The organism is Bacteroidales bacterium (assembly GCA_016709865.1).
Lineage (GTDB): Bacteria > Bacteroidota > Bacteroidia > Bacteroidales > VadinHA17 > LD21.
Window position 1 is genome coordinate 159,839 of the sequence record JADJLX010000003.1, and the last position, 24,553, is coordinate 184,391.

Annotated in this window: 18 protein-coding genes; 9 read left to right on the forward strand and 9 right to left on the reverse strand. The window is 40.1% G+C overall.

Annotated features, from left to right (window positions below):
• The first annotated feature begins 305 nt into the window (after nucleotides 1-305).
• The 3 genes from IPJ16_06425 (at nucleotide 306) to IPJ16_06435 (ending at nucleotide 5,741) form a co-directional block, all read left to right on the forward strand.
• A complete protein-coding gene (locus IPJ16_06425; GenBank protein ID MBK7626823.1) occupies nucleotides 306-3,212 on the forward strand; it encodes a TonB-dependent receptor in 2,907 nt (968 codons plus the stop codon).
• 18 nt (nucleotides 3,213-3,230) lie between these two features.
• The gene (locus tag IPJ16_06430) at nucleotides 3,231-4,757 is read left to right on the forward strand and encodes a RagB/SusD family nutrient uptake outer membrane protein (protein ID MBK7626824.1); all 1,527 of its coding nucleotides are present in this window, start codon (nucleotides 3,231-3,233) and stop codon (nucleotides 4,755-4,757) included.
• A gap of 270 nt (nucleotides 4,758-5,027) precedes the next feature.
• Complete coding sequence (locus IPJ16_06435; GenBank protein MBK7626825.1) at nucleotides 5,028-5,741, forward strand: DUF1080 domain-containing protein; 714 nt, start codon at nucleotides 5,028-5,030, stop codon at nucleotides 5,739-5,741.
• An 11-nt stretch (nucleotides 5,742-5,752) separates the two neighbouring features.
• Here IPJ16_06435 and IPJ16_06440 read toward each other — a convergent pair whose 3' ends face one another.
• The 5 genes from IPJ16_06440 to IPJ16_06460 form a co-directional block, all read right to left on the reverse strand.
• A complete protein-coding gene (locus tag IPJ16_06440) occupies nucleotides 5,753-6,451 on the reverse strand; it encodes a TonB-dependent receptor plug domain-containing protein (protein ID MBK7626826.1) in 699 nt (232 codons plus the stop codon).
• Between the two features lie 112 nt (nucleotides 6,452-6,563).
• The gene (locus IPJ16_06445) at nucleotides 6,564-6,884 is read right to left on the reverse strand and encodes an MmcQ/YjbR family DNA-binding protein (protein ID MBK7626827.1); all 321 of its coding nucleotides are present in this window, start codon (nucleotides 6,882-6,884) and stop codon (nucleotides 6,564-6,566) included.
• An 8-nt stretch (nucleotides 6,885-6,892) separates the two neighbouring features.
• Nucleotides 6,893-7,258 (reverse strand): YraN family protein, encoded by a 366-nt coding sequence (locus IPJ16_06450; GenBank protein MBK7626828.1) that lies wholly within the window; start codon nucleotides 7,256-7,258, stop codon nucleotides 6,893-6,895.
• A 51-nt stretch (nucleotides 7,259-7,309) separates the two neighbouring features.
• Complete coding sequence (locus IPJ16_06455; GenBank protein ID MBK7626829.1) at nucleotides 7,310-7,951, reverse strand: response regulator transcription factor; 642 nt, start codon at nucleotides 7,949-7,951, stop codon at nucleotides 7,310-7,312.
• Between the two features lie 25 nt (nucleotides 7,952-7,976).
• Complete coding sequence (locus tag IPJ16_06460) at nucleotides 7,977-8,924, reverse strand: sensor histidine kinase (protein MBK7626830.1); 948 nt, start codon at nucleotides 8,922-8,924, stop codon at nucleotides 7,977-7,979.
• 195 nt (nucleotides 8,925-9,119) lie between these two features.
• Here IPJ16_06460 and IPJ16_06465 point away from each other — a divergent pair, with 195 nt between their 5' ends.
• The 3 genes from IPJ16_06465 (at nucleotide 9,120) to IPJ16_06475 (ending at nucleotide 16,787) form a co-directional block, all read left to right on the forward strand.
• Nucleotides 9,120-10,370 carry a 3-deoxy-D-manno-octulosonic acid transferase gene (locus IPJ16_06465; protein ID MBK7626831.1) on the forward strand — a complete coding sequence of 417 codons (1,251 nt, stop codon included), beginning with the start codon at nucleotides 9,120-9,122 and terminating at the stop codon, nucleotides 10,368-10,370.
• A gap of 157 nt (nucleotides 10,371-10,527) precedes the next feature.
• A complete protein-coding gene (locus IPJ16_06470) occupies nucleotides 10,528-13,815 on the forward strand; it encodes a TonB-dependent receptor (GenBank protein ID MBK7626832.1) in 3,288 nt (1,095 codons plus the stop codon).
• Nucleotides 13,816-14,249: 434 nt separating this feature from the next.
• Entirely contained in the window at nucleotides 14,250-16,787 is a 2,538-nt protein-coding gene (locus IPJ16_06475) for an adenosylcobalamin-dependent ribonucleoside-diphosphate reductase (GenBank protein MBK7626833.1), read from the forward strand.
• Between the two features lie 32 nt (nucleotides 16,788-16,819).
• Here IPJ16_06475 and IPJ16_06480 read toward each other — a convergent pair whose 3' ends face one another.
• The 3 genes from IPJ16_06480 to tdh all read right to left on the reverse strand — a co-directional run bounded on the left by IPJ16_06480 (nucleotide 16,820) and on the right by tdh (nucleotide 20,039).
• Complete coding sequence (locus tag IPJ16_06480; protein MBK7626834.1) at nucleotides 16,820-17,707, reverse strand: FkbM family methyltransferase; 888 nt, start codon at nucleotides 17,705-17,707, stop codon at nucleotides 16,820-16,822.
• 2 nt (nucleotides 17,708-17,709) lie between these two features.
• Nucleotides 17,710-18,900, reverse strand: coding sequence for a glycine C-acetyltransferase (gene kbl / locus IPJ16_06485; protein ID MBK7626835.1), 1,191 nt, complete (start codon nucleotides 18,898-18,900; stop codon nucleotides 17,710-17,712).
• Between the two features lie 113 nt (nucleotides 18,901-19,013).
• Complete coding sequence (tdh, locus tag IPJ16_06490; GenBank protein ID MBK7626836.1) at nucleotides 19,014-20,039, reverse strand: L-threonine 3-dehydrogenase; 1,026 nt, start codon at nucleotides 20,037-20,039, stop codon at nucleotides 19,014-19,016.
• A gap of 140 nt (nucleotides 20,040-20,179) precedes the next feature.
• On the opposite strand from tdh, the gene IPJ16_06495 reads away from it, so the two are divergent.
• The 3 genes from IPJ16_06495 to IPJ16_06505 all read left to right on the forward strand — a co-directional run bounded on the left by IPJ16_06495 (nucleotide 20,180) and on the right by IPJ16_06505 (nucleotide 23,203).
• Nucleotides 20,180-21,688, forward strand: a complete 1,509-nt coding sequence (locus tag IPJ16_06495; GenBank protein ID MBK7626837.1) for a glutamate--tRNA ligase — start codon at nucleotides 20,180-20,182, stop codon at nucleotides 21,686-21,688.
• Between the two features lie 4 nt (nucleotides 21,689-21,692).
• Nucleotides 21,693-22,373 (forward strand): TatD family hydrolase, encoded by a 681-nt coding sequence (locus IPJ16_06500; protein ID MBK7626838.1) that lies wholly within the window; start codon nucleotides 21,693-21,695, stop codon nucleotides 22,371-22,373.
• Nucleotides 22,374-22,474: 101 nt separating this feature from the next.
• Nucleotides 22,475-23,203, forward strand: a complete 729-nt coding sequence (locus IPJ16_06505) for a tRNA threonylcarbamoyladenosine dehydratase (protein ID MBK7626839.1) — start codon at nucleotides 22,475-22,477, stop codon at nucleotides 23,201-23,203.
• Here the strand turns inward: IPJ16_06505 and IPJ16_06510 are convergent.
• Nucleotides 23,187-24,548: an amino acid permease gene (locus tag IPJ16_06510; protein MBK7626840.1), complete on the reverse strand. Its 1,362-nt coding sequence runs from the start codon at nucleotides 24,546-24,548 to the stop codon at nucleotides 23,187-23,189. The genes IPJ16_06505 and IPJ16_06510 overlap by 17 nt on opposite strands.
• Between the last annotated feature and the right edge of the window lie 5 nt (nucleotides 24,549-24,553).

A 24,553-nucleotide genomic window follows, 5' to 3' on the forward strand; every position in this document is an offset into this window, starting at 1 on the left:
AAAAACCTATTATGTTCCAAACTGTGATGAGAACACGAGTTTTTATTTTTTATTTTTATTTTTATTAATAACTTAGGGACGGATAATAAACTTAGTTCTTTTAATAATAAACCTTTTAACCCAACTTTAATGCCTATGAAAAAACTCTAACCCCGGAAGGTTGGGAGAACCTTCTTTACTTGCCCGGTTTCAATCAACTGGGTACTAACCTAAAAGTATTTTTAACACTAAACCCTAACATTATGACAAAAAGACTATCAAATTTTATCTCATTACTCTTGCATTTTAAAAGAATGTGTATAGTGATGGGAGTAACGACTGTTCTGTTATTGTCAGGATCGGTCCAGGCTGCATCATTTCCAGATGATCAGCAAAAAACAATAAAAGGCCAGATTACTGACGAAACCGGAGCCCCCCTCGCAGGTGTAAATGTTCTTGAAAAGAATACGACAAACGGAGTAATAGCGAATGCCGATGGAAAGTATTCCATTTCAGTTGCATCTACGAATTCTATTCTTGTTTTTTCTTTTATTGGATACGAAACACAGGAAGCGACAATCGGATCAAGATCAGTTGTCGATGTGTCACTTAAATTGGCTCTGACCGGCCTTGACGAGATCATTGTTGTCGGCTATGGAACACAGCAAAAAAGAGCTATATCCGGCTCAGTTACCAAGGTTGCAGAAAAAGACTTTAATGCGGGTATTACAAGGACCGCCGCTGATTTTATTCAGGGTAAGGTTGCCGGATTAACAATAACAACTTCCAGCGGAGATGTAACCTCACAACAGTCCATGAGGTTAAGAGGTACTTCATCATTAACCGGAAGCAGTGAACCATTTGTTGTAATAGATGGAGTCCCGGGATTGAGCCTGAACTCAGTTGCTCCTCAGGATATTGAATCAATCAGTGTCCTTAAAGATGCTTCAGCTTCAGCAATTTATGGTTCGCGATCTGCCAGCGGGGTAATACTTATAACTACTAAAAGGGGAGTTCAGAATAAAACCACTGTAGATTATAATGGATATTTGGCATTTGACGTTTTAAGCAACAAGCCGGATGTACTGACAGCTGGCGAATACAGGCAATGGGCTGCAGATAATAGTGTTGACATCAGTGTTTTTGATAAGGGAGCCAATACCGATTGGTTTAAAGAAATCTCAAGAACAGGAATAAGTCAAAATCACGATTTTTCACTTTCAGGAGCAGGAACAAATAATAGTTATAGGGTATCCGTTTCTTATCTCGATCAAGAGGGTGTTATGATGGACAACTACCAGGAGAGAATAAATACCAGGTTTTCAATAAATCAAAAGGCCCTGAAAGACAGGTTGGATATTAATATATCAGGAGGCCTCAACCAGAGGGACTATCAGGCTACTACAACATATAATTTCGTTCTGGCTTATAACGTGGTGCCTACAATCCCGGTAAAAAACGCAGACGGAACATGGTGGGATTCTGATGAATATGACCAGGGCAACCCGGTAAGAAATATGACATATAATTCGGCTCCCCGGAAAACAAGTCTGATCTTTGTAAATGGAAAAGCAGATCTGAAAATTACAAAGAGCCTGACAGCAGGAATCAACTTTTACAAGGAACGCAACTCATACGATGCCAGCAATTACTCTGATTCAAGGACACGTCAGGGAAGAGCATCTACCGGATTTGCATCGCGTTCTTCCTCCACCAGTGATAAAACTCTTATTGAAACTACTTTAAATTATGCAAAGAAGTTTGGCAAGCATGATGTTGGGCTTCTGGGTGGTTATTCTTATGAAGATTACTATTACCAGTCCTCTTTTGCACAAAACCGTTATTTTGTTACAAACCTCTTCGGTCCAAACAACCTTGGTTCAGGTGAACAGCTACTAACCGGCGACGTAGGCTCAGATGCATCAATGAATAAATTAATCTCATTTTTTGGAAGGATGAACTATTCATTTGCTGACCGTTATATTATTTCTGCCACTGTTCGTCGTGACGGTTCATCAAAATTTGGTGCTGACAATAAATGGGGTACATTCCCATCTGTATCTGCAGCCTGGAGATTGATTGACGAGCCATTTATGGAAGGCTTAAAGGGTGTTTTTGATGAGTTAAAATTACGTGTGGGGTATGGCTCTTCAGGTAATCAGAGCGGACTCAATCCTTACCAGTCATTATCATTGTATGGTTCTTCCGGATTATATTTTGATAACGGAGCATGGCACACAGCATATGGCGTTAGCCAGAACCCAAATCCGGATCTGAGATGGGAGACTACATCAATGTTCAACGTAGGAGTTGATTTCAGTATTTTCAATGCCAGACTTAATGGAACTATTGAATATTATAACAAAGTTACCGATGATCTACTATATAACTATTCAGTTCCTGTGCCACCATATATGTATTCAACAATGATGGCAAATGTTGGATCAATGGAAAACAAGGGACTTGAACTCACTCTGTCGGGAGATGTCATCCGGAGTAACGATTTCAGGTGGACTCTGTCTGTGAATGCAGCGCATAATGAAAACAAAATAACTTCGCTTTCAAATGCAGAATTTACTACTTCATCAATCAAAACAGGTAGTGCATGGGTTAGAGGAGGATCTACCAATACAACTCATATTATTCAGGAGGGCTATCAGGTAGGTCAGTTCTATGGACCGGAATGTCTTGGAATCGATGAGACCGGAAAGTATATTATAAACGACATGGTTGATGGGATACCTGGATTTACTATAACTGACTACACATACATCGGACAAGCGCAACCCAAATTAACCTACGGAGTAAACAGTACAACTACATACAAAAATTTCGAGTTGTCTTTATTTCTCAGGGGAGTATATGGCAATGATGTATTGAATTTTTCGAAAATGTCATATGCAAATTTACAGTGGCTGCCCGGAGCAAATGTACTTAGTTCAGCTTTAACAATGGGATTAAAACAGAGTCCATTTTATAACAGCTATTATATTGAAAAAGGATCTTTTGCAAGATTGGATAACCTGACTTTTGCTTATTTATTATCACCAAAAGACATGCTGGGAGTAAGCAGGATTAGGTTTTATGGAACAGTCCATAATCTGATGACAATTACCAAATATAAGGGAGTTGATCCTGAAGTTCCAATGTCCGGACTTGATCCCGGTGTAGAGGGAAGGGAATATTATCCAAAAACCAGGACTTATATTTTGGGCATAAATGTAACTTTTTAACTATAAAATTGAATGACTATGAAAAAGTTAACACTATACTTATCATTAATAATGCTCTTAGGATTATTTACTGTGGGATGTACTGATCTGGAGGAAGAGGTTTATTCTCAGCTGCCTATGGATTCATACGGGGCAACAGAAGCGGAGGTAAATTCATTAGTTGCTCCTATATATACGCGTCTGAGGGATTTTAACTGCGTTGGCAGTCCCGCTCCGAAAGAAAACAGTTCTGATATGTCGATTACTCCGACCAGAAGAGGTGGAGACTGGTGGGATGGAGGCGCTTATAAAGAAATGACACAGGGTACATGGAGGCCACAGACAAGTCCTGCCATTGGTACATATAATACAAGTTATTCACGTATTACAAACTTCAATCAGATTATTTATCTGATAGAAAATAGTCCGGCCATTAGCAATAAAGAGCCATATCTGAGCCAGGTAAGAGCTGCAAGGGCGCAGAGGTATATAGAATTGATTGACTTTTACGGAAACGTACCACTCGTGACTGATTTTACTGACCTTACCAAACCAAGCACAAAACCACGTGCAGAGGTTTATGCATGGGTTTTATCTGAGTTAAACGATATAAAAGATAAAATAAGATCAGATGTTAGTGCATCGAGTTATGGAAAGTTTACTAAGGGGTCAGTGTACTTCATGCTTGCTAAAATGTATCTGAACGCCGAGGTATGGAATCCGGCAGGTGGTCCGAAATGGCAGGAGTGTATTGACGCATGTAATGTTATTATGTCGCTTCCCTATTCTCTTGAACCTAACTGGAAAGAGCAGTTTAGTGCTGCCAATGATAATTCCAAGGAGGCGATACTTGTAGCTGTAAACAGCATATCCAGTTCATTTCCGGCCCGTGGTTACACTCTTCATTATCTTGATCCTCAGGCTCTGGGAATTCCGGGAAGCGCAAATAATGGAATATGTGCCATGCCTGATTATGTTAAATCATTTGACCCTGATGACAAGCGTTATCTTGGAAGTTTCATGATTGGTCCGATGATAAGTGCTTCTACCGGAAAACAAATTATTACAGCTCACGGAAGACCACTTATTCATACTGTTGATGTTACAATGAAATACTCTGTTGATGCAGACGGATGGGGTCAGGTTGAACAGGAAGATGGTGCCCGTTGCAATAAATGGGAGTTTAAGAAAGGTGCTACCGCAATGGAAAATGACTGTGCAATATACAGACTCGCAGATGTTTATCTTATGAAAGCGGAATGTCTTGTAAGGCTTGGGACAGATAATACTGAGGCTACCCGTCTTGTAAATGAACTCAGAAAAAGAGCTTTCACCGATCCTGCAAAACTTAAAGCCAGTGTTACATTGAATGATATTTACATGGAGCGCCGGTTTGAGTTGGCATGGGAAAACTGGGGAAGACAGGATATGATCAGATTTGGTACGTTTTTAAATCCGATCCCTGTCTTCAGACCTAAGGCACTTCCTGCATTTCGCTTGTTGTTTCCAATACCTCAAACTGCAATAGATGCAAATCCGAATTTAACACAAAACCCCGGATATTAAAAAAAGTTAAAACTGTCTTTGGATAGTATCTTTATTTAAAATGTAATTAATATTGAGAGGGTGTTTAAAAAGCACCCTCTTAATTATTTTATATAGATAAGTCTTATTGTTAATCATCTTTAGTACACAAAACCAAATTTTATTCAAATGAAAAAGCAATTGATTTTTGGATTAATTCTGTTGCCAGGCCTTTTTTGTTCCGGACAGCAACAGCAGCAACAACCTCCGGTTAGTAATCAGCAGGCTATCCCAAACGCACAGCGTCAGCGGATGCCGGAAGATTCGACTATAAGGATGACTCATTTTCAGACAGAAATATGGGATCCTGAAATTCCAATGATTCAACCGGCTGCACAAATTGGTGATCCACCCGCAGATGCTATTATTTTATTTAACGGTACTGATATAAATAAAGAATGGGAAGAAGTATCCCGCGGCGGAATCCGTCCTGCAACCTGGGTAATTAAGGATGGTGCTATGGTTTCAGTGCAGGGATCAGGATCATTGAAAACAAAGCGTGTTTTTAATGATTTTCAGTTACATATCGAATGGAAAACGCCTTCTGAAATAACAGGGAAAAGTCAGGGGAGGGGGAATAGCGGAGTATATTTACAGGATCTTTATGAACTGCAGATTTTGGATAGCTGGCACAATCGAACATACCGTAACGGTCAGGCAGGTTCTTTCTATAAACAATATCCCCCTCTGGTAAATGCTAGCAGAAAACCAGGAGAATGGCAGGTTTACGATATTGTATATACGGCTCCCCGATTTGACGATGACAGTACAACCTATTTTACTCCTCCGAGAGCAACCGTATTTCATAATGGAATGTTAATACAGAACAATGTTGCCTTAAGAGGCCCCACTACTTATGTTGGAATTCCGGAATATCTAATAAAAAAACATGGTGCAGGGAGTATACAGTTACAGCAGCATGGTAATCCGGTTGCCTTCCGTAATATTTGGATACGGGAATTGTAAATATTTGTCTTCTACTTAATAGTAGTGAATACAAGGACTCCGTTAGCCCCTCTTGCACCATATATAGAGGCGGCAGAGCCCTTTAACAATGATATAGATCGGACCTGAGATGGAATAAGACCATCTATCTGGTTAACAATGGTACCGTCAACTACAAAGAGAACTTCTGTGGGAGAGGAAAGAGATGTCGTGCCTTGCTGCAATCGAATTGATGTGCCAGATACCTGTACCCCCGGAACCTCACTTTTGATCATGTCATAAATATTAAGATATGTTTTTGAGGAGGCTTTGTTTAAGTTAGTTTTGGTACCAGAAGTTGAGGACTGGTCCTTACCCGATGTGCCATAACCGATATCAACAGTCTCTTTTTCTTTTGGTCCCTGGGCATTTGTATTTGTGCCTGCTTTGTCAAGAGTAATATTGACTACGGTACGCCCATCTATATCAGTAGTTTTTACAGTATTGGTAAAAAGAGATATTACGGTTATTGATTTGGCAGTAGATTGGGTTTTAATGCTGAACTGACCATTTGGGTTTGTTGACACGTCGGTCTTTACTCCGTCAATTAAAATTATTGCTCCTTCAACCGGCCTGCTGGCTGCATCAACTACAGTACCGGTAATTTTAATTTTTTTATTAGATTTCTGAGCATAAGAAATCTGAATTGAAAGAAGAGAAAGTAACAAAACAAAAAGAATACTGCTTTTCATGGTAATGTTATTTTTTTCACAAGTTAATGATTTTTAAGTAAAGATTAAAACATCGCCGGAAGCCAACTTTATTTCAGATTTTTATCAGGCTGAAAACAATAACAACCTGAATTCAGGTATTGACTTTAATCAGACCATAAGAATGATCTATCCATTCTAGAATTTCCTTATCCGGAATTGTACCATCAATATATATCGTATTCCAGTGCTTTTTATTCATATGGTATCCCGGTATTACTGAAGAATACCTTTCTCTTAATTCGATAGCGAAAGCCGGGTCACACTTCAGATTAATGCTCAGGTCCCCATCGAGGTTTACAAGGGCAAAAATCTTTCCGCCGGTTTTAAACACAAGAGTATCGTCTCCGAAAGGAAAACACTCCTCAACTCCCTTAAGTGCAATGCAATGATCTCTTAATGATTCAATGTCCATTTTGCTGATTATCTTAAGGTTGGATAAAATGCATCCTCAATGTGATCAACTTCAAATTGGTCATTCTTTTTAATTACTATAATCACATCAAACCGGCTATCCTTATCAACACTATACCTTTTAATATAACCGTCAGCCGCCAGAATTATTGATTTTTGTTTTTCCCTGTTTATTGCAGTTCTCGGATCCATCTGAAAATCATCAGTCCGTGTTTTAACTTCAGCGAATACAACAACATCTTTCTTCTCAGCAATGATATCTATTTCATGCTTTCCGTACTTCCAGTTTCTGAAGAGGATTTTATAGCCTGACTTTTTAAGATGTTCAGTAGCCACTTCTTCTCCTTTTTGACCCAGATCGTGTGATTCTGCCATAATAAAAGTGCCTAGAGTTTGGAGTGACTAGAGTGCTTAAAGTACTTAGATTTAGATTTCAATAAGTTTGTTTCTGATAGCAAAAAGAATAAGGCTAGCTGTATTCTTCGAGTTAGTTTTTCCCAGAAGATTGGCTCTGTGTTTATCGACGGTTCTTTTGCTTATAAAAAGAGTCTCAGCAATCTCCTGGTTTGAAAGTCCCTCGCAGATCTTAAAGAGTATTTCCTTTTCCCTCTTGGAGAGGTTGGCTGATTTGCTTTCGTGTTCGCGGTGCTTGATCTTCTGAATAACATGATAGAGAAGTTCCTGTGAGAAGTAGCTGCCACCCTTTCTAACTGTGAGAATTGCTTCTTTGACTTCCGAGATATCAGAATCCTTAACAAGGAATCCTTTAGCCCCGGCATCAACCATTTTATAGTAGTATTCCTCTTCACCGTACATTGAGAGGGCAATAATATCAATTTCGGGACAGAGTTTCAGGCCTTTTCTGGTAGCCTCTATACCATCCATTTCAGGCATATTAATATCCATAAGAGCGACATCAGCAGCAGTATTTCTGAGAAGTTTAAGAAACTCCTCACCGTTGGATGCTTCCCCTACAACCTCAAATTCGGGGAAAGCATTAAGAAGAATTTTCAATCCGTTGCGAAAAAGCTGGTGATCGTCTGCTATTATTATCTTAATTTTTCCCATTGTTTTTAATTCTTTCCAGGAGGGGCTATTCAATCATTTTAATAAGAGCGCTTGTTCCTTTTCCGGGTGTGCTTTCAAGAATAAATACACCTTCAACAGTTTTTACACGTGTTTCAATATTAGATAATCCCATACCTTTTGTATCCTCTTTACTTAGTGTCGAGGTATCGAATCCGCGACCATTATCATAGAACTGCAAGGTAACAAATTTTTCGTGTTTGTTTAATTCTATCTCAATTTTTGACGCCCCTGAATGAAGAATAGAATTGTTAATTAATTCACAGGCAGCCCTATAGATAACTACTTCCTTTTCGTTTTCGAGACGCTGATTTTCCATATTCGATTTGAAAATGATCTCAACAGCTTTGGTCTGATTTATTTTTGTCGTAAAAGCTCCTATTGCACTTGAGAGTCCAAAGTTGGTAAGAACATGAGGACTAAGGTTATTTGAAATGTCTTTTATGGTGTTTATGGCTTCATTAACAAGATGATTGGTGTTGTTTAAAATTATTGTTCCTGACTGATCTTTAATTCTGTCGGTGAGGGCAGAGAGTGACATCTTGACTGTTGATAGTATAGGTCCCAGGCCGTCGTGAAGATCTTTTGCAAACCTTTTCCTCTCGTTCTCCTCTGTATTTATTATTGCGTTAATAACACGTTTTTCAGTACGCACCCTGTCAGTATCTGCCTTCTTAAGAGAATAGAATAATTCACGTATAAGAATTACCCCGCCAATAATCATAATTGATACAAGAACACCCATCCATTCGTCTATCATCTTCCATGTGTATGAAGGTGTACCCCTGAAGAATTCGAATAGCTGGATAACACTCCTGACTGCCATAAAAGCAAAAGATAATGAAAGCAGTATCCAGGATAGACGGTATTTGGTAAGCTTCATAAACCTTAATGCTGTCGCTGCGGCAATTATCTGCAGTACAATTGAAATTATTAAGGCAATTAGTCTTACCATGATTATAATGAATGATCCTACAAAATTATAAGTTAATTTAAGATATAGGGACGATTATATAACATAGGTTTATGTTACCAAGACACTAAGGCACAAAGGCCTTAAAGTTAAAATCTGGGTGAACCTTTGCCTTCCTTTGTGCCAGTTAGTTTTAAAGTCTGCTTTTGTTAACTTTGTCGATTCGAAAATACTTCTATGATAGTTTTATACAATTTGGGGATATTGATTTTTAATATTTTAGCTCATATTATTGCACCTTTCAATTCCAAGGCAAAGTTATGGGCTGAAGGAAGGAAAAACTGGGAGAAAAAAATAACGGATAAAATAAAGCCGGGAGAGAGGACAATGTGGATTCATTGTGCTTCACTTGGAGAGTTTGAGCAGGGTAGACCGGTTATTGAAGCATTAAGGGAAGAGATTCCGTCGTTAAAAATTGTTCTTACTTTTTTTTCACCCTCAGGATATGAGATCAGAAAAAACTATGCCGGTGCTGATTGCATCATTTACCTCCCTTCAGATACCCCAGGAAACTCATCAAAATTCATAAAACTGGTAAATCCCGAATTTGTGATATTTGTCAAATATGAGTTCTGGAACAATTATATATCAGCTGTTTATGAGAAAGATATTCCATTGTATCTTGTTTCAGGGATATTCCGTCCCGGACAATCTTTTTTTAAATGGTATGGTTCTTTTTTCAGAAAGATGTTAAGGAAATTTGAGAAAATCTATGTTCAGGATGAGAGGTCGCAGGGACTGTTAAAGGGAATCGGCCTGACAAATTCAGAAGTGGCTGGCGATACCCGTTTCGACAGAGTAAAACAACTTACAGGGACTGCACGGGAAATCCCACAGCTTGAACACTTCAGGGGTAAAGAGAAAATGTTTCTTGCCGGAAGCAGCTGGAAGCCTGATGAAGAGATAATTGCGCAGTATATTAACAATTCGCCGGACAAAATGAAATGGGTATTTGCGCCACATGAAATAGATTCAGCACACATTGATCGCCTTGAAAAGTTATTTTCAGTAAAGGTAGCCAGGTTCTCGCAGTTCAGTGAGAAATCTGCAGATGCAAGAGTTCTGATAATTGATAATATCGGAATGCTATCATCAGCGTATAAATATGCCAGTATAGCTGCTATTGGAGGAGGGTTCGGAAAAGGAATCCACAATATACTGGAACCTGCCTGCTGGGGAATACCTGTTTTATTCGGACCGAAGTACAAAAAATTCAAAGAGGCGGTTGATTTAATTAATGCGAAGGGGGCAATGACTTTTGATTCATTTGAAAAATTCTCAGATATACTTGATAACTGGTTGTCTGATGAGCTATTTTACTTAAAATCAGCAAAAACGGCCGGAGAGTATGTTAACAATAACACAGGTGCGACGGATGTAATTATCAAAGAAATCATCCGAAAAGATATTAACAAACACCACTCATAATTTGTTAAAAACTAATCCATTCGAAATTAAGAAGGTTCATTTAAAGAGGCGTAAATTGTTGCGCCACAAATAACAAATATTTAATTATTTTTTAATCATATTATCAAGTAATTACGATAACCTTGTCGAAGAATTATTAATCCTTAATCCTAATCTTATGATGAATCATTTCAAGCGAATGTTTACAATGTTGATCTTCCTGTGCATCTCAGTTATGGTGTTCGGGCAGGCATCAACTACATCCGGAATAAATGGTAAAATAGTTGATCCTGCGGGTAAAGCACTTGCCGGAGCAACTGTTCTTGCTGTTCATGTTCCCTCAGGATCTCAGTACGGAGCTCTTGCAAATGGCGAAGGCTTTTTCTCTATCCAGGGTATGCGTCCGGGCGGACCTTATACCATTGAGATTTCATTTATCGGCTACTCAAAGAAGACAATTAATGACATCTCATTATTGTTGGGTGAATCATTTGTTTTGAATACAGGCCTTGAAGAATCAAGCACACAGCTTAGTGAAGTTGTTGTTGTTGGTGCAAAAGCTCCAGTATTCAATTCAGAAAAGAATGGAACATCAATAAATATCAGCAACCGTCAGTTGACTGCTATGCCAACAATTAACAGAAGTATTAATGATCTTACCCGTTTAACTCCACAGTCTAACGGAAACCAGATCGGTGGCGGTAACTATCGTCAGAACTTCATAACAGTTGACGGTGCACAGTTTAATAACGCATTCGGTATCGGAACAAACCTCCCCGGTAACGGTGCTCCAATTTCTCTTGATGCTATTGATCAGATTTCTGTTAATATCACTCCTTATGATGTTCGTCAGAGCGGTTTTATCGGAGCTTCCGTTAACGCAGTTACACGTTCAGGCAGCAACGAATTCTCAGGATCTGTTTATACTTACATGCAGAATGAAAAATACAAAGGCAATTTTGTTGCAGGTGATAAATTTACCCGTACACAGTCTGATTATAGTATGATGGGTGTACGTCTCGGCGGACCAATCATTAAAAATAAACTATTTTTCTTCCTGAACTATGAGCAGGAAAAAACAACAGTTCCCGGTCCTTCAAGAGTTGCTGCAACTCCTGAAGCACCTGCAGATTTCAAAAATATTGCACGTCCGACAGCTGCTAACCTGCAGATGATTAGTGATTATCTTCGCGATAATTATGGTTATGAAACCGGTCCGTATCAGGGTTACTCATTCGAGAGTCCTGGTTTGAAATTCCTTGCCAGAGTAGACTGGAACATTAATAAAAACCATAAATTAAATGTTCGTTACAGCTACCACGAAAGTAAGGTGCCAAGTAATCCAAGTACCTCTGTTTCACCATTTGGATCACTTTATACCGGAAACAGACAGAGCATGGATGCTATGTGGTTTAAAAACTCAGGTTATTTCCAGGAGAGAAACTTCACTTCACTTTCTGCTGAGTTAAACTCATCATTATTGGGCGGAAAATTCATGAATACACTGCGTACAACTTATTCTTTCCAGGATGAGCCCCGCAGTACAGTGGGAAAAACATTCCCGTTTGTTGATATACTAGATGCCGGACGTCCATATACTTCATTCGGAACAGAACTTTTCTCATATGGTAACCTGAGAGAAGTAGGAACAATAACAATTACTGATGATGTTACATGGTCGATGGGGATCAATAATTTTACTGCCGGACTAGAGTATGAGCACGATAATACCAGAAATGGATTCCAGCGTTTCGGAACAAGCTTCTATGTATTTAATTCATGGAATGATTTTGTATCTGGTGCAAGACCTAAGGATTTTGGAATTACTTTCTCTAACTCACCAGGTTATGCTCAGGCTTTCCCAACATTCAAATATGCACAGATCTCAGGTTATCTGCAGGATGAGATAATTGTAAGTTCAAAGTTAAAGATAGTTGCAGGTATACGTTTAGACCTGCCTTCATATCCGGAGCCACTTCCTGAACATCCTATTATCTCAACTCTCGACTTTAATGGTCAGACTTTCAATTCATCACAGCTGCCAAAAACATCGGTTATGGTTTCTCCACGTTTGGGATTTAACTATGACATATCAGAAGACCGTTCACTCGTTCTTCGCGGAGGAACAGGAATTTTCACCGGACGTATTCCTTTTGTATGGATCGTTTCACAGGCCGGAGATGCAGGTATGATTCAGACTACACAGAACTATTCAGGAGCTGCAGTTCCAGCTTACGTTACAGGATTTAATCCTGATCCGCGTGCTTATCTGCCCGATCCACAGCCGGCAGCTGGTACAATAATACCTGGTACTTTCACAATCCTGTCAGAAAACTTCAAGATGCCTCAGACCTGGAAGACCAGCGCTGCACTTGATGCAAAACTCCCATGGGGATTGAAAGGAACAGTTGAAGGTATCTTCAATAAAGATATTAATACTGCCTTCTTTGAAAATCCGGGACTTAAAGATCCCTCTAACCTTAATATTGCAGGCTATCCTGATAACAGGCTTATTTATCCTAATGCAAACGTTGATAGATACTATGTTCTTCACACAGCCGGTGTTCCTAGTCCAACAGGTACTTCAGGTGTAAATCCTATTCTTCTTGTAAACAAAAAAGGCGGTTATTACTGGTCAGCAACTGCAAAACTTGAAAAAGCTTTCAGTAACGGTTTTGCCGGAATGATTGCTTATACACACAGTGAAGCCAGAAACCTTGTTGATGGCAGCGGTGATCAGCCATCTTCAGCATGGACAGGAAACGCAAACGTAAATGGTGCAAACAGCGCTGAATTAAGCTATACAAGTTATATTAACCCTAACAAGATAATTGCAAATTTATCTTACAGGTTTGATTATCTTGAGCATATGGCTACTTCAATTTCATTTTTCTATGAAGGAGCTTCATCAGGCCGTTTCTCTTATACATATTCAAATAACATCCTTCGCGATGGTGCCGGATCAAATAACCTGATCTATATTCCAAGGGATAATTCAGAGATCACTCTTGTTAATCAGACGGTTAATGGTTTTGTCTGGACAGCTGATGCACAGATGGATGCATTGTTTAATTACATCAATCAGGACAAATATCTGAGTTCCCACAAAGGTCAGTATGCTGAACGTAACGGAGCAGTAATGCCCTGGAGAAACAGCATAGACCTGAAACTTATGCAGGATTTCTATATTGATGTAGCCGGAAAGAGAAACACCATTCAGATCAGTCTTGATATCCTGAACTTTGCCAACCTCTTAAATAATAAGTGGGGCATCGCTCAGTCATACAACCAGGGCAACATTCTTGCACAGACAAATACTTCAAGTATTGTTCCCGGCGGCACAGTAAGACCAACTTTCAGATTGAATCCGTATAACAATACAATGCTGACCAAAACTTTCAGCAATAATATCAGTTATGCATCTACTTATTCAATGCAACTTGGTATTCGCTATATTTTTAACTAGAAATTAGCCTGACAATTTTAAAGAGGCTGCCAGATTCTGGCAGCCTCTTTTTTTAGATTGTGAATTATTTAACAACTCCGGACCGGTTTACCTGTAACATTAGCTATCAAATAATTCCGGAATAAATATGTTTATTCTGTATGAACATCTTTGAATAATTTTTGTTACATTTTTTTACCAAAACTGGCTAATAATCATATAATGAGGCACTTATCAAATAGTTAATAACTATGTTATCAAATGTTAATAAACTTAAAAATTTACTATTGCATTGAGATGTGCGCTTGTTTAATTTAGCAATTACCCGCCTGAGAAAACGGTGGTCGTATAATCTCAACAAAATCAGAGAATAACAAAAATATATGGAAGAATTATTTGTCCAGGAACCGGCTATTGCAACTGAAAAGGCAACGAAGGAACAAAAAGTACCCGCTATGGAAAAAACAGGTAAAGCAAAAGATACTGAAAAACCTGTTTATTCACATGAGGAGGCAGTTGATGCAAGCATTCAGTACTTCAAGGGAGATGAACTTGCTGCAAGAGTATGGGCGAATAAATATGCCTTAAAAGATTCATTCGGTAATCTTTTTGAAAAGACACCGGACGATATGCACCGCAGGCTGGCCCGTGAGATTCACAGAGTAGAACTGAAATATAAAAATCCGCTTTCAGAAGAGTTGATTTATAGTGTTTTGAAGGATTTCAAATACATTGTTCCGCAGGGCGGGCCAATGACCGGTATCGGAAACGACTACCAGATCGCTTCATTATCAAATTGTTTTGTTATTGGTAACGACGGATCATCAGACTCTTACGGTGGTATTATGAAGATCGATCAGGAGCAGGTACAATTGATGAAACGTCGCGGAGGTGTTGGCCATGACCTGTCTCATATCAGACCAAAAGGAACACCGGTTCTTAACAGCGCGCTGACATCAACAGGAGTTGTTCCGTTTATGGAGAGGTACTCCAACTCAACACGCGAGGTGGCACAGGACGGCAGAAGGGGAGCTCTTATGCTTTCAATATCAATAAAACATCCCGACTCCGGTAAGTTTATTGATGCAAAGCTTGAAAGCGGCAAAGTAACCGGTGCAAACGTCTCGGTTAAGCTCACCGACGACTTCATGAAGGCGGTTGAGGATAAAACATTATTCAGACAGCAATACCCCATAAATTCTGATGATCCGAAATTTGCGAAAGATATTGATGCAGTTCAGCTGTGGTCAAAGATTATTCATAATGCCTGGAAATCAGCAGAACCAGGTGTACTTTTTTGGGATACTATCATTAAGGAGAGTGTTCCTGATTGCTATGGAGATTTAGGTTATGCTACTGTTTCAACAAACCCATGCGGTGAGATTCCATTATGCCCCTACGACAGCTGCAGGCTTCTGGCGATTAATCTCTTCAGCTATGTAAATAAACCATTTACCAAGGAAGCTGAGTTTGACACAGAGCTTTATAAAGAACATGTCGGACTCGCTCAGAGAATGATGGATGATATAATTGATCTTGAGCTAGAGAAGATCGATGCCATCCTCGCAAAAATTGATGCGGATCCCGAGATAGAAGAACTTAAGCATGTTGAGAGAAACCTCTGGACAAACATCAGGACAAAGGCAAATGAAGGAAGAAGAACAGGTATTGGTATAACTGCCGAAGGCGACATGCTTGCTGCACTTGGTATGAGATATGGCAGCGATGAGGCAACTTCATTTTCAGTGGATGTTCATAAGACACTTGCCCTTGAAGCATACAAATCATCTACATACCTCGCAAAAGAAAGAGGCCCTTTTGCCATATATGATGCAGAACGTGAAAAGAATAACCCATTCATCCTGAGAATGAAAGAGGCCGATCCTGTTATGTATAATAACATGGTGAAATTCGGCCGCAGAAACATAGCTCTTCTCACAATTGCTCCCACCGGAACAACCAGTCTTATGACACAAACAACATCCGGGATCGAACCTATATTTTCTGTTTTTTATAAGAGGAGAAGAAAAGTTAATCCTAATGATAAGGACGTGAAGGTTACCTTTAAGGATGAAGTAGGCGATTCATGGGAAGAATTTATTGTTTTCCACCATAAGTTTGTCGACTGGCTCAAACTGAACGGCTACGATACCGACGAAGTTACAAGGATGGGAGATGAGGAGATAGAGGCAATAATAGCAAAATCACCATATTATAAAGCTACCGCCAACGATGTTGACTGGATTGCTAAGGTTAAAATGCAGGGAGCAATTCAGAAATGGGTTGATCATTCTATCAGCGTCACAATAAATCTTCCTGCAGAAGCTAAAGAGGAGCTCGTAAGCGAACTATATCTCACAGCGTGGAAATCGGGTTGCAAAGGAGCTACAGTTTACCGCGACGGATCAAGAAGCGGAGTCCTGATTGCCGGTAAAGCTGATATCCGCCCGGAAAGACCCAAGCGTCCAAAAGTACTCGACTGTGATGTGATCAGGTTCAATATAAATGAAGAAAAATGGGTTGCATTTGTTGGTCTTAAAGAAAGTAAGCCTTACGAGATCTTCACAGGTATGGCAGATGAAGAGATCTTCCCGATTCCGAAAAGTATTGTTAAAGGTAAAATAATAAAAGTCGCCGACGAAGAAGGTAATACCAGATACGATTTCCAGTATACCGACAAGTACGGATATAAGAAGACTATGGGTGGCCTGTCGCACACCTTCAATCCAGAATTCTGGAATTATGCCAAGCTTATCTCAGGAGTATTGCGACATGAGATGCCAATCCAGGATGTTGTGAACCTTATTCAGTCATTACGTCTCGACAGTGAGTCAATCAACAACTGGAAAAACGGTGTAGAAAGGGCCTTGAAGAAATATATACCGAACGGAACAAAGGCTAAAGGCAAATGCGGTGAATGCGGATCTGATAACCTTGTTTACGAGGAAGGATGCCTGATCTGCAAAGATTGCGGTTCCTCAAAATGCGGATAGATCTAAATGTAGGGTCGTTGCATGCAACGTCCCTACTGTTTTACAGCCCGTATTAAACCTCTTCTGAGATAGGGGGCTTTCATTTTTTTATCATAATAATGAATCATATATCCCCTTGAAGGGTTTACAGTAAAACCATGATTCTTAAGCAATGAAGTGAAATCCTTTTCATCATTGTTCTTATGATAAGTGCATAGTGCAACTTTAAAAGGAGCCGCTGACCTGAATATTTTATCACAGCTGTCCAGCACAATTGATTCGGCTCCGTCAACATCTATCTTAAGAAAAGTTATATCGTTGTGCTGATTATAAAATGTGTCAAATCTCACATGCTTTTCGTCGTCCCTGTCGGAGACATATTTATTTATTATGACAACCTTTTCTGCCCAGGGTGCAAAAGTTGCATTTAATGCCTCGGCCCATTCCCGGTCATATTCAAAGAGATAGACCTTTTTTACTTTTTCAATGACAGCAAGAGAAAAATTGGCTTCTGCCGCACCAATATCTGCCAGCACATCCTCATTACCTATTGTAAATGTGTCGGTGAGATACCTGTGAGGACTGTTCAGATCCTGCTCCCTCAAGAGATCAGAATATGCCCTTTTGATCCGGGCTTCGTTCCATCTTCTTTTAAAATAGAGTCTTTTCCCTTCCTGCATCACATACTTCAGTCCTCTTTCAGTATCATGAAACACATCTATTGAATCAGCAGAATAGCTATCATTAAATGGGTAAGGGAAAATCCTTAGTTCATTATTTTCAAGAAACTTAAGTACTTCGCGCTGTTCTTCATTTACCTCGCTTCCTGGAAGAGATGAGAAGTGTCTCAGAATATCTTTCCTGAGAGTCTTTTTAAGAATGGCTGTTCTTACCGGTTTTGGAACCAGAATCCGGTAAACAGGAAAGAGAAATTTATTCATGATTAATTTATTACACCAAGTTCTTTCCCGACTTTTTCAAAAGCTGTCATAGCCTTGTCAAGATGCTCTTTCTCATGTCCGGCTGAAAGCTGCACCCTTATTCGTGCCTGTCCTTTCGGAACCACAGGATAATAAAAACCGATGACATAAATTCCTTCATTCAGGAGCTTTGCGGCAAAATCCTGGGATAGTTTTGCATCATAGAGCATAACTGCACATATTGCAGATTTGGTTGGCTTGATATCGAATCCAAGCTTCTTCATGCCAGCAATAAAATATTCAGAGTTCCAGTGAAGCTTATCCTGCAATACATTCGTCTCGGTCATCATGTCAACCATCCTTATTCCGGCTGCAGCAACCATCGGGGGGATTGAATTTGAAAAGAGATAAGGGCGTGATCTCTGACGCAGAATATCAATTATCTCTTTTTTCCCTGTAGTGAATCCACCGATTGCACCTCCAAAGGCTTTTCCTAGTGTTCCGGTTATAATTTCGACTTTACCCGTTATATTATAAAGTTCTGTAACACCCCTTCCTGTTCTGCCCACAACCCCTGCTGAATGTGATTCATCAACCATAACCATAGCGTTGTATTTGTCTGCCAGTGCTACTATTTTATCAAGCGGGGCAACATTGCCATCCATTGAGAAAACACCATCTGTAACGATCAGTCTGAATCGCTGTGCCTGGGCAAGTTGGAGCTGTTTTTCAAGGTCAGCCATATCAGCATTTTCATACCTGTAGCGGACAGCTTTACAAAGGCGGACGCCATCGATAATAGATGCATGATTTAACGCATCTGATATTATTGCATCTTCTTCGGTGAGAAGAGGTTCAAACATACCTCCGTTTGCATCAAAACAGGCAGCATAAAGAATAGTATCCTCTGTATTGAAGAATCCGGCTATCTTCTTCTCAAGCTCCTTATGGAGGTCTGTTGTGCCGCATATAAACCTGACGGATGACATACCATAACCATGATCATCCAGCGCTTTTTTTGCAGCCTCTCTAAGGGAGGCATCATTAGATAATCCAAGGTAATTGTTGGCACAGAAATTAAGCACTTTCTGTCCTGTATTAAGCTCAATTTCAGCTCCCTGAGGGGATACAATTATCCGCTCGTTCTTGTATAAACCAGCTTCTCTTATTTCATTAAGAGTCTTATCCAGATGCTCCTTATAACTCTTGTACATAGTTTTATTTTTTATTCTTTGTGAACCTTTGTGTAACCCTTAGTGTCCTTAGTGGTTATTTTTTTATTTTACCACAAAGGGCACAAAGGAAATCACAAAGTGACACAAAGGAATTAATCCCAGTTTAGTATTACTTTTCCGCAGTCACCTTTTTCCATTGCATCGAAACCCTTCTGGAAATCGTCGATCGAAAAACGATGTGTGATAACCGGATTAAGATCTATTCCTCCTATTATCATCTGCTCCATTTTATACCATGTTTCCCACATTTCCCGGCCATATATTCCTTTAAGGGTGATAGCTTTGAAGATAATGTCGCTCCATGGAACTTCAAAATTTGAGGGAAGAATCCCAAGAAGCGAGATACTCGATCCGTTATACATATTATTGATCATCTCCACGAAAGCTTTTGGAGAACCAGACATTTCAAGGCCTATGTCAAATCCCCTCATTCCCAGCTTCTTAACAGCGTCAGATATTTTTTCCCCCTTGGATGGATTTACTGTTAGCGTTGCACCCATTTTCTTTGCTATATCCAAACGGTAATCGCTCAGGTCGCTGGCGACAATAAACCTTGCCCCTGAGAACTTTGCGATTGCAACAGCCATACTGCCGATCAAACCTGATCCGGTTATTAAAACATCTTCTCCGAGCAGTGGAAAAGAGAGTGCTGTATGGGTTGCGTTTCCGAACGGGTCCATTATGGCTGCCCATTCATCAGGAATTCTGCTATCGAGTGGAATAACATTTGATGCAGGCAGTTTTAAATATTCGGCAAATGATCCATCGAGATGAACACCAATACCTACCGTATTTTCGCAAACATGTTCTTTGCTGCGCCGGCAGTTACGGCAATGACCGCAAGCCAGATGGCCCTCACCGGTAACTCGGTCTCCAACCTTAAGGTTTCTTACCCCGGCTCCCACTTTATCAATATAGCCCATATACTCGTGGCCAATAGTCATAGGGGTTTTTATAGTTTTCTGCGACCAGGCATCCCACATATAAATATGCAGGTCAGTTCCGCAGATAGCAGATTTTTTTATTTTGATAATAACATCGTTGAGTCCGGGTTCCGGTATCGGAACCTCCTGCATCCATAATCCTTTTTCAGGTCTGGCTTTGACCAGAGCTTTCATTTTTTTCATTGGGTGTGTTTTTCTTTTACTCCGCTAAATTAACACATTTCTGTTGTACAAAACCTGATTTATGTAATACTATCATATGTAATCGGGTTTGTCTATCTTTGCATTTAAATTTTAACCGATTCAACCATTATATGGAACCAGTAAGAGTACGATTTGCTCCAAGTCCCACAGGCCCTTTGCATATCGGCGGTGTTAGGACAGCTCTTTATAATTACCTTTTTGCAAAGAAGAACGGAGGAACCTTTATTCTGAGAATTGAGGATACTGATCAGACCCGTTTTGTTGAGGGAGCCGAAGAATACATAATGGAGTCACTCAGATGGTGCGGTATTATTGTTGATGAAGGAATAAAAGAAGGTGGTCCTTTTGGCCCGTATCGTCAGAGCGACAGAAAAGCAATATACAGGGAATATGCTGATTCACTTATTAATAAGGGTGATGCATATTATGCCTTCGATACTGCCGAGGAACTGGAATCGATGAGAAAAGAGGCTGAAAAAGCTGGGAATACTTTTATTTATAATGCATCAAACCGTAATGAGCTTTCGAATTCACTGTCGCTGAATGAAAGCGAATGGAAGGCAAAACTTCAGAGAGGTGAGCCATTTGTTATAAGGTATATGATGCCACTTAATGAAGAGATTCATTTTGAAGATATTATCAGGGGACATATTGTTGTGAATACCAGTACTCTCGACGACAAGGTCCTGTTCAAATCTGACGGTATGCCTACTTATCATCTGGCACACTTTGTTGATGATCATCTGATGAAGATAAGCCATGTAATAAGGGGAGAAGAGTGGCTTCCTTCACTTCCTCTTCATATTATGCTATATCGTTCTTTTGGCTGGAATCCTCCTCTGTTTGCACACCTTCCTTTATTGCTTAAGCCCGATGGTAAAGGGAAGTTAAGCAAGCGTGACGGAGATAAGATGGGATTCCCGGTATTCCCTCTTTTCTGGCCATACGGCGAAACTGCAAAAGGATATCGCGAGGCCGGGTATTATCCCGATGCGTTTGTAAATATGATTGCCCTGCTGGGATGGAATCCGGGAACAGAGCAGGAGATATTTTCAATGGATGAACTTATTGATTCTTTTTCAATTGAAAGAGTCGGAAAGTCGGGTTCAAAATTTGATCCTGAAAAAGCAAAATGGTTTAATCACCAGTATCTTCAGGCAAGATCAAACAATCAGCTTGCATTGGAATTCAGGGAATTCCTGAGGGCTCAGGGTTATCAGTACGATATTGTTGATCTGGAAGTGCTCGTCGGAATGGTAAAGGAGAGAGTTGATTTTGTAAAGGATATCTGGGACCAGACCGATTTCTTCTTTAAGGCTCCTGAGGCATATGATCAGGAGGTCATTAAAAAAAGATGGAATGAGAACTCCGCGGCTCAACTGATGGAACTAAAAGCCGAGCTCGAGAAAGCTGAAGACTTCTCAGCCGGATATCTTGAACCGGCAATAAAGGCCTGGATTGAAGGGAAAGGATACAACACCGGTGCAATAATGAATTCTTTAAGACTCGTTATTGTTGGTGCTTCGAGAGGACCTCATATGTTTGATATCATCAGCTGGATAGGGAGAGAGGAGACAATAAAGCGCATTGATAAGGGAGTTTCTGTTATAAGGAAATAATAAGATGAACTTTCCTGTTCCGGGAGACTATATAAATATCCATACCCATGGAGATACTCCTGCCTTTGGGATATTCACCGTTGAAAACCTGATGGCACATGAAGGTGTCTTCCCTTCTGATAAAGGAGTTGCCTGGTCATTTGGCATTCATCCGTGGTTTCTGAATGAAAATAATCATAGTCTTCTGATCAGTTCAGTCAGAACGGTTGCAGGAAATCCATTGCTTTCAGCTATTGGCGAAGCCGGGTTTGATAAGATTAAGGGTCCGGAGATGAAACTTCAGATCAGTACATTTGAGGAGCAGGTGGAAATAGCAGAGGAATTCAATAAGCCACTGATAATTCATTGTGTTAAGGCATGGGATGAATTACTTGCTTCCCATAAAAAATATAAACCCTCAATGCCATGGCTTATTCATGGTTTTCATGGGAAAAAAGAGGTGGCTGCTCAGCTTCTTACAAGAGGAATATATCTTTCCATATGGTATAGTTTCGCATTGATCCCCGAATCAGCTGAACTTCTGAGGTTTATACCGCGGGACAGGTTGTTCCTGGAAACTGACGGAGCCGATGTCGATATAAGGGATATATATAATAAGGTATCAACTGATCTTAATATGAATGTAGAAGAATTGAAATTGTTGATTTTTGAAAATTATGTTAAATTTTTTGCCCTGAAACAATAACCACGGAGACACGGATTTCACGGAGAAGGCACGGAGATTGCGCTCTGTGTTCCTTCGTGCTCTCTGTGTCTCTGTGGTGAAATTTTTTAAATAATAATTAAATGACAGACTGGCTAACGCGTACTGAAATAATTTTGGGAAGTGACGGACTTAAAAAGCTAAAAGAGTCGAATGTCCTTGTAGTTGGACTGGGAGGAGTGGGGGCATATGCTGCTGAGATGATATGCAGGGCCGGAGTAGGATCGATGACAATTGTTGATGGTGATGCCGTTCATCCCACTAACAGGAACAGGCAATTGCCTGCTCTGAAAAGTACAGAGGGATTGCCAAAAGCCGACGTGATGGGTCAGAGGCTGAAAGACATAAATCCTGAAGTTAATCTTACAATAATTCAGGAGTATCTTAAAGATGACCGTATGATTGAAGTCCTTGATATGGGATTTGATTATGTGGTTGATGCAATTGACACTCTTTCACCAAAAATATTCCTGATACTTCACACCCTGAATAAAAAAATGCCTCTCGTTAGTTCAATGGGTGCAGGGGGCAAATACGATCCTACCCGGATAGCCATTTCAGATATTTCCGAAACCACAGATTGTTCACTTGCCCGCATACTTAGAAAAAGGCTGCACAGGCTTGGTATTCGTGATGGCTTCACTGCTGTATATTCTACAGAACCTATTGATAAGAAAAAAGTCGTACCGACTCCCGGAGAGTTAAATAAAGCCTCCGTTGTCGGGACAATCTCATACATGCCGGCTTCATTCGGAATTGCTTGTGCATCAGTGGTAATCAGAGATTTGACAGGAATTACACGGATATCTTAGTTCCCCCTGAATATTTTTTAAACAGGTAATAAGCGGGTATTCCGGCAATAACTGTTACAGAGGCTATTGACGATTCAACCGGACGTTCCAGGTATGAGAGAAAAAGTATTAATACTCCTGTCGAGACGTAGATTATCTGAACAAACGGGAAGCCTGGCAATTTAATAGCGGCAGGATTATTCTTTCTTTGAAGAAATACTCCTGATACTGTCAGTATCGGAAATATTCCAAGTGCAAATCCCATATATGTCAGAACCTGTTCAAAAGTACCCGACAGAGTCAGTATCACTGCAATAAGTGCCTGAAGGACAATTGAATTTGATGGCACCTGGAACTTTGGATGAATCTTTGCAACTGATTTGAAAAATAATCCGTCTTTAGCCATTGAATAATAAACCCTTGGTCCGATAATGATAAATGCACTTAGTGAGGAGAAGAGGGCAAAAGCAATTAAAAGTGAAAAGAGTGTATCAGCAGCCGGACCAAAAAGGTTGCCCATAGCCAGTCCGCCAACTGAGATTACACCTTTCATCTCTTCGGGTTTTATACCATATATATAAAGAATGTTGAGCGCCAGATAAAGAAAAATTACGATACCTGTGCCAAGCATAAGTGACCTCGGGAGTGTTTTTAAAGGATTTTTGATTTCTGCACCAAGGTATGTTGAAGCATTCCAGCCGCTGTAGGCAAACATTATCCACATCAGGGAAAGACCAATTGTTTTCCATCCTGCTATGCCGGAAGATGCACCAGGTACAGAATTGAAGTTAGTAAAATCTCCTTTCCCGGAGAGGAACCCGGCAAGTAAGAGGAATACAATAAGAGTAATTTTAAGCAAAGTAAGTATGTTCTGCACTAAAGCACCGGTTTTCATTCCCCTGTAATGAATCATGGTGAAGATCAGGATTACGGCAACTGAAATAGCGGTTTTAGTATATCCCGGTTCCATTATCCCGTTAACCTGAAGCCATCCGGGAATGGCAGGGAATGCGCGACAGAAATATTCGCTGAATCCCATGGCCGAAGCAGCAATTGGCGCTGAAAAACCAACTATAAATGAAACCCAACCGCTTAAGAATCCAAATAAGGGGTTATAAAGTCTCGAGAGAAACAGGTATTCCCCTCCGGCACCTGGCATTGCAGCTCCAAGTTCTCCGTATGAAAGAGCTCCGCACAGTGAGATTATGCCTCCCACCACCCAGAGTGCAAGCATGAGAATGGGATCATTCAATCCCGCCATAAGTAAGCCTGATGTAGTAAAGATCCCTGCGCCAATCATGTTGGCAACAACAATATTGGTAGCAGGGAAGAGACCCAGCTTCCTCTGGAGATTTTCTTCCGCCATGATCA

Excerpts from the sequence above, each read along its gene's own strand:
- IPJ16_06460 (MBK7626830.1), bottom strand. The coding sequence starts at position 8,924 with ATGGTAAGACTAATTGCCTTAATAATTTCAATTGTACTGCAGATAATT.
- kbl (MBK7626835.1), bottom strand. The coding sequence starts at position 18,900 with ATGTACAAGAGTTATAAGGAGCATCTGGATAAGACTCTTAATGAAATA.
- IPJ16_06505 (MBK7626839.1), top strand. The coding sequence starts at position 22,475 with ATGACAGACTGGCTAACGCGTACTGAAATAATTTTGGGAAGTGACGGA.
- IPJ16_06435 (MBK7626825.1), top strand. The coding sequence starts at position 5,028 with ATGCCGGAAGATTCGACTATAAGGATGACTCATTTTCAGACAGAAATA.
- IPJ16_06510 (MBK7626840.1), bottom strand. The coding sequence starts at position 24,548 with ATGGCGGAAGAAAATCTCCAGAGGAAGCTGGGTCTCTTCCCTGCTACC.
- IPJ16_06500 (MBK7626838.1), top strand. The coding sequence starts at position 21,693 with ATGAACTTTCCTGTTCCGGGAGACTATATAAATATCCATACCCATGGA.
- IPJ16_06440 (MBK7626826.1), bottom strand. The coding sequence starts at position 6,451 with ATGAAAAGCAGTATTCTTTTTGTTTTGTTACTTTCTCTTCTTTCAATT.
- IPJ16_06450 (MBK7626828.1), bottom strand. The coding sequence starts at position 7,258 with ATGGCAGAATCACACGATCTGGGTCAAAAAGGAGAAGAAGTGGCTACT.
- IPJ16_06465 (MBK7626831.1), top strand. The coding sequence starts at position 9,120 with ATGATAGTTTTATACAATTTGGGGATATTGATTTTTAATATTTTAGCT.
- IPJ16_06480 (MBK7626834.1), bottom strand. The coding sequence starts at position 17,707 with ATGAATAAATTTCTCTTTCCTGTTTACCGGATTCTGGTTCCAAAACCG.
- IPJ16_06425 (MBK7626823.1), top strand. The coding sequence starts at position 306 with ATGGGAGTAACGACTGTTCTGTTATTGTCAGGATCGGTCCAGGCTGCA.
- IPJ16_06445 (MBK7626827.1), bottom strand. The coding sequence starts at position 6,884 with ATGGACATTGAATCATTAAGAGATCATTGCATTGCACTTAAGGGAGTT.
- IPJ16_06475 (MBK7626833.1), top strand. The coding sequence starts at position 14,250 with ATGGAAAAAACAGGTAAAGCAAAAGATACTGAAAAACCTGTTTATTCA.
- IPJ16_06495 (MBK7626837.1), top strand. The coding sequence starts at position 20,180 with ATGGAACCAGTAAGAGTACGATTTGCTCCAAGTCCCACAGGCCCTTTG.
- tdh (MBK7626836.1), bottom strand. The coding sequence starts at position 20,039 with ATGAAAGCTCTGGTCAAAGCCAGACCTGAAAAAGGATTATGGATGCAG.
- IPJ16_06430 (MBK7626824.1), top strand. The coding sequence starts at position 3,231 with ATGAAAAAGTTAACACTATACTTATCATTAATAATGCTCTTAGGATTA.
- IPJ16_06470 (MBK7626832.1), top strand. The coding sequence starts at position 10,528 with ATGATGAATCATTTCAAGCGAATGTTTACAATGTTGATCTTCCTGTGC.
- IPJ16_06455 (MBK7626829.1), bottom strand. The coding sequence starts at position 7,951 with ATGGGAAAAATTAAGATAATAATAGCAGACGATCACCAGCTTTTTCGC.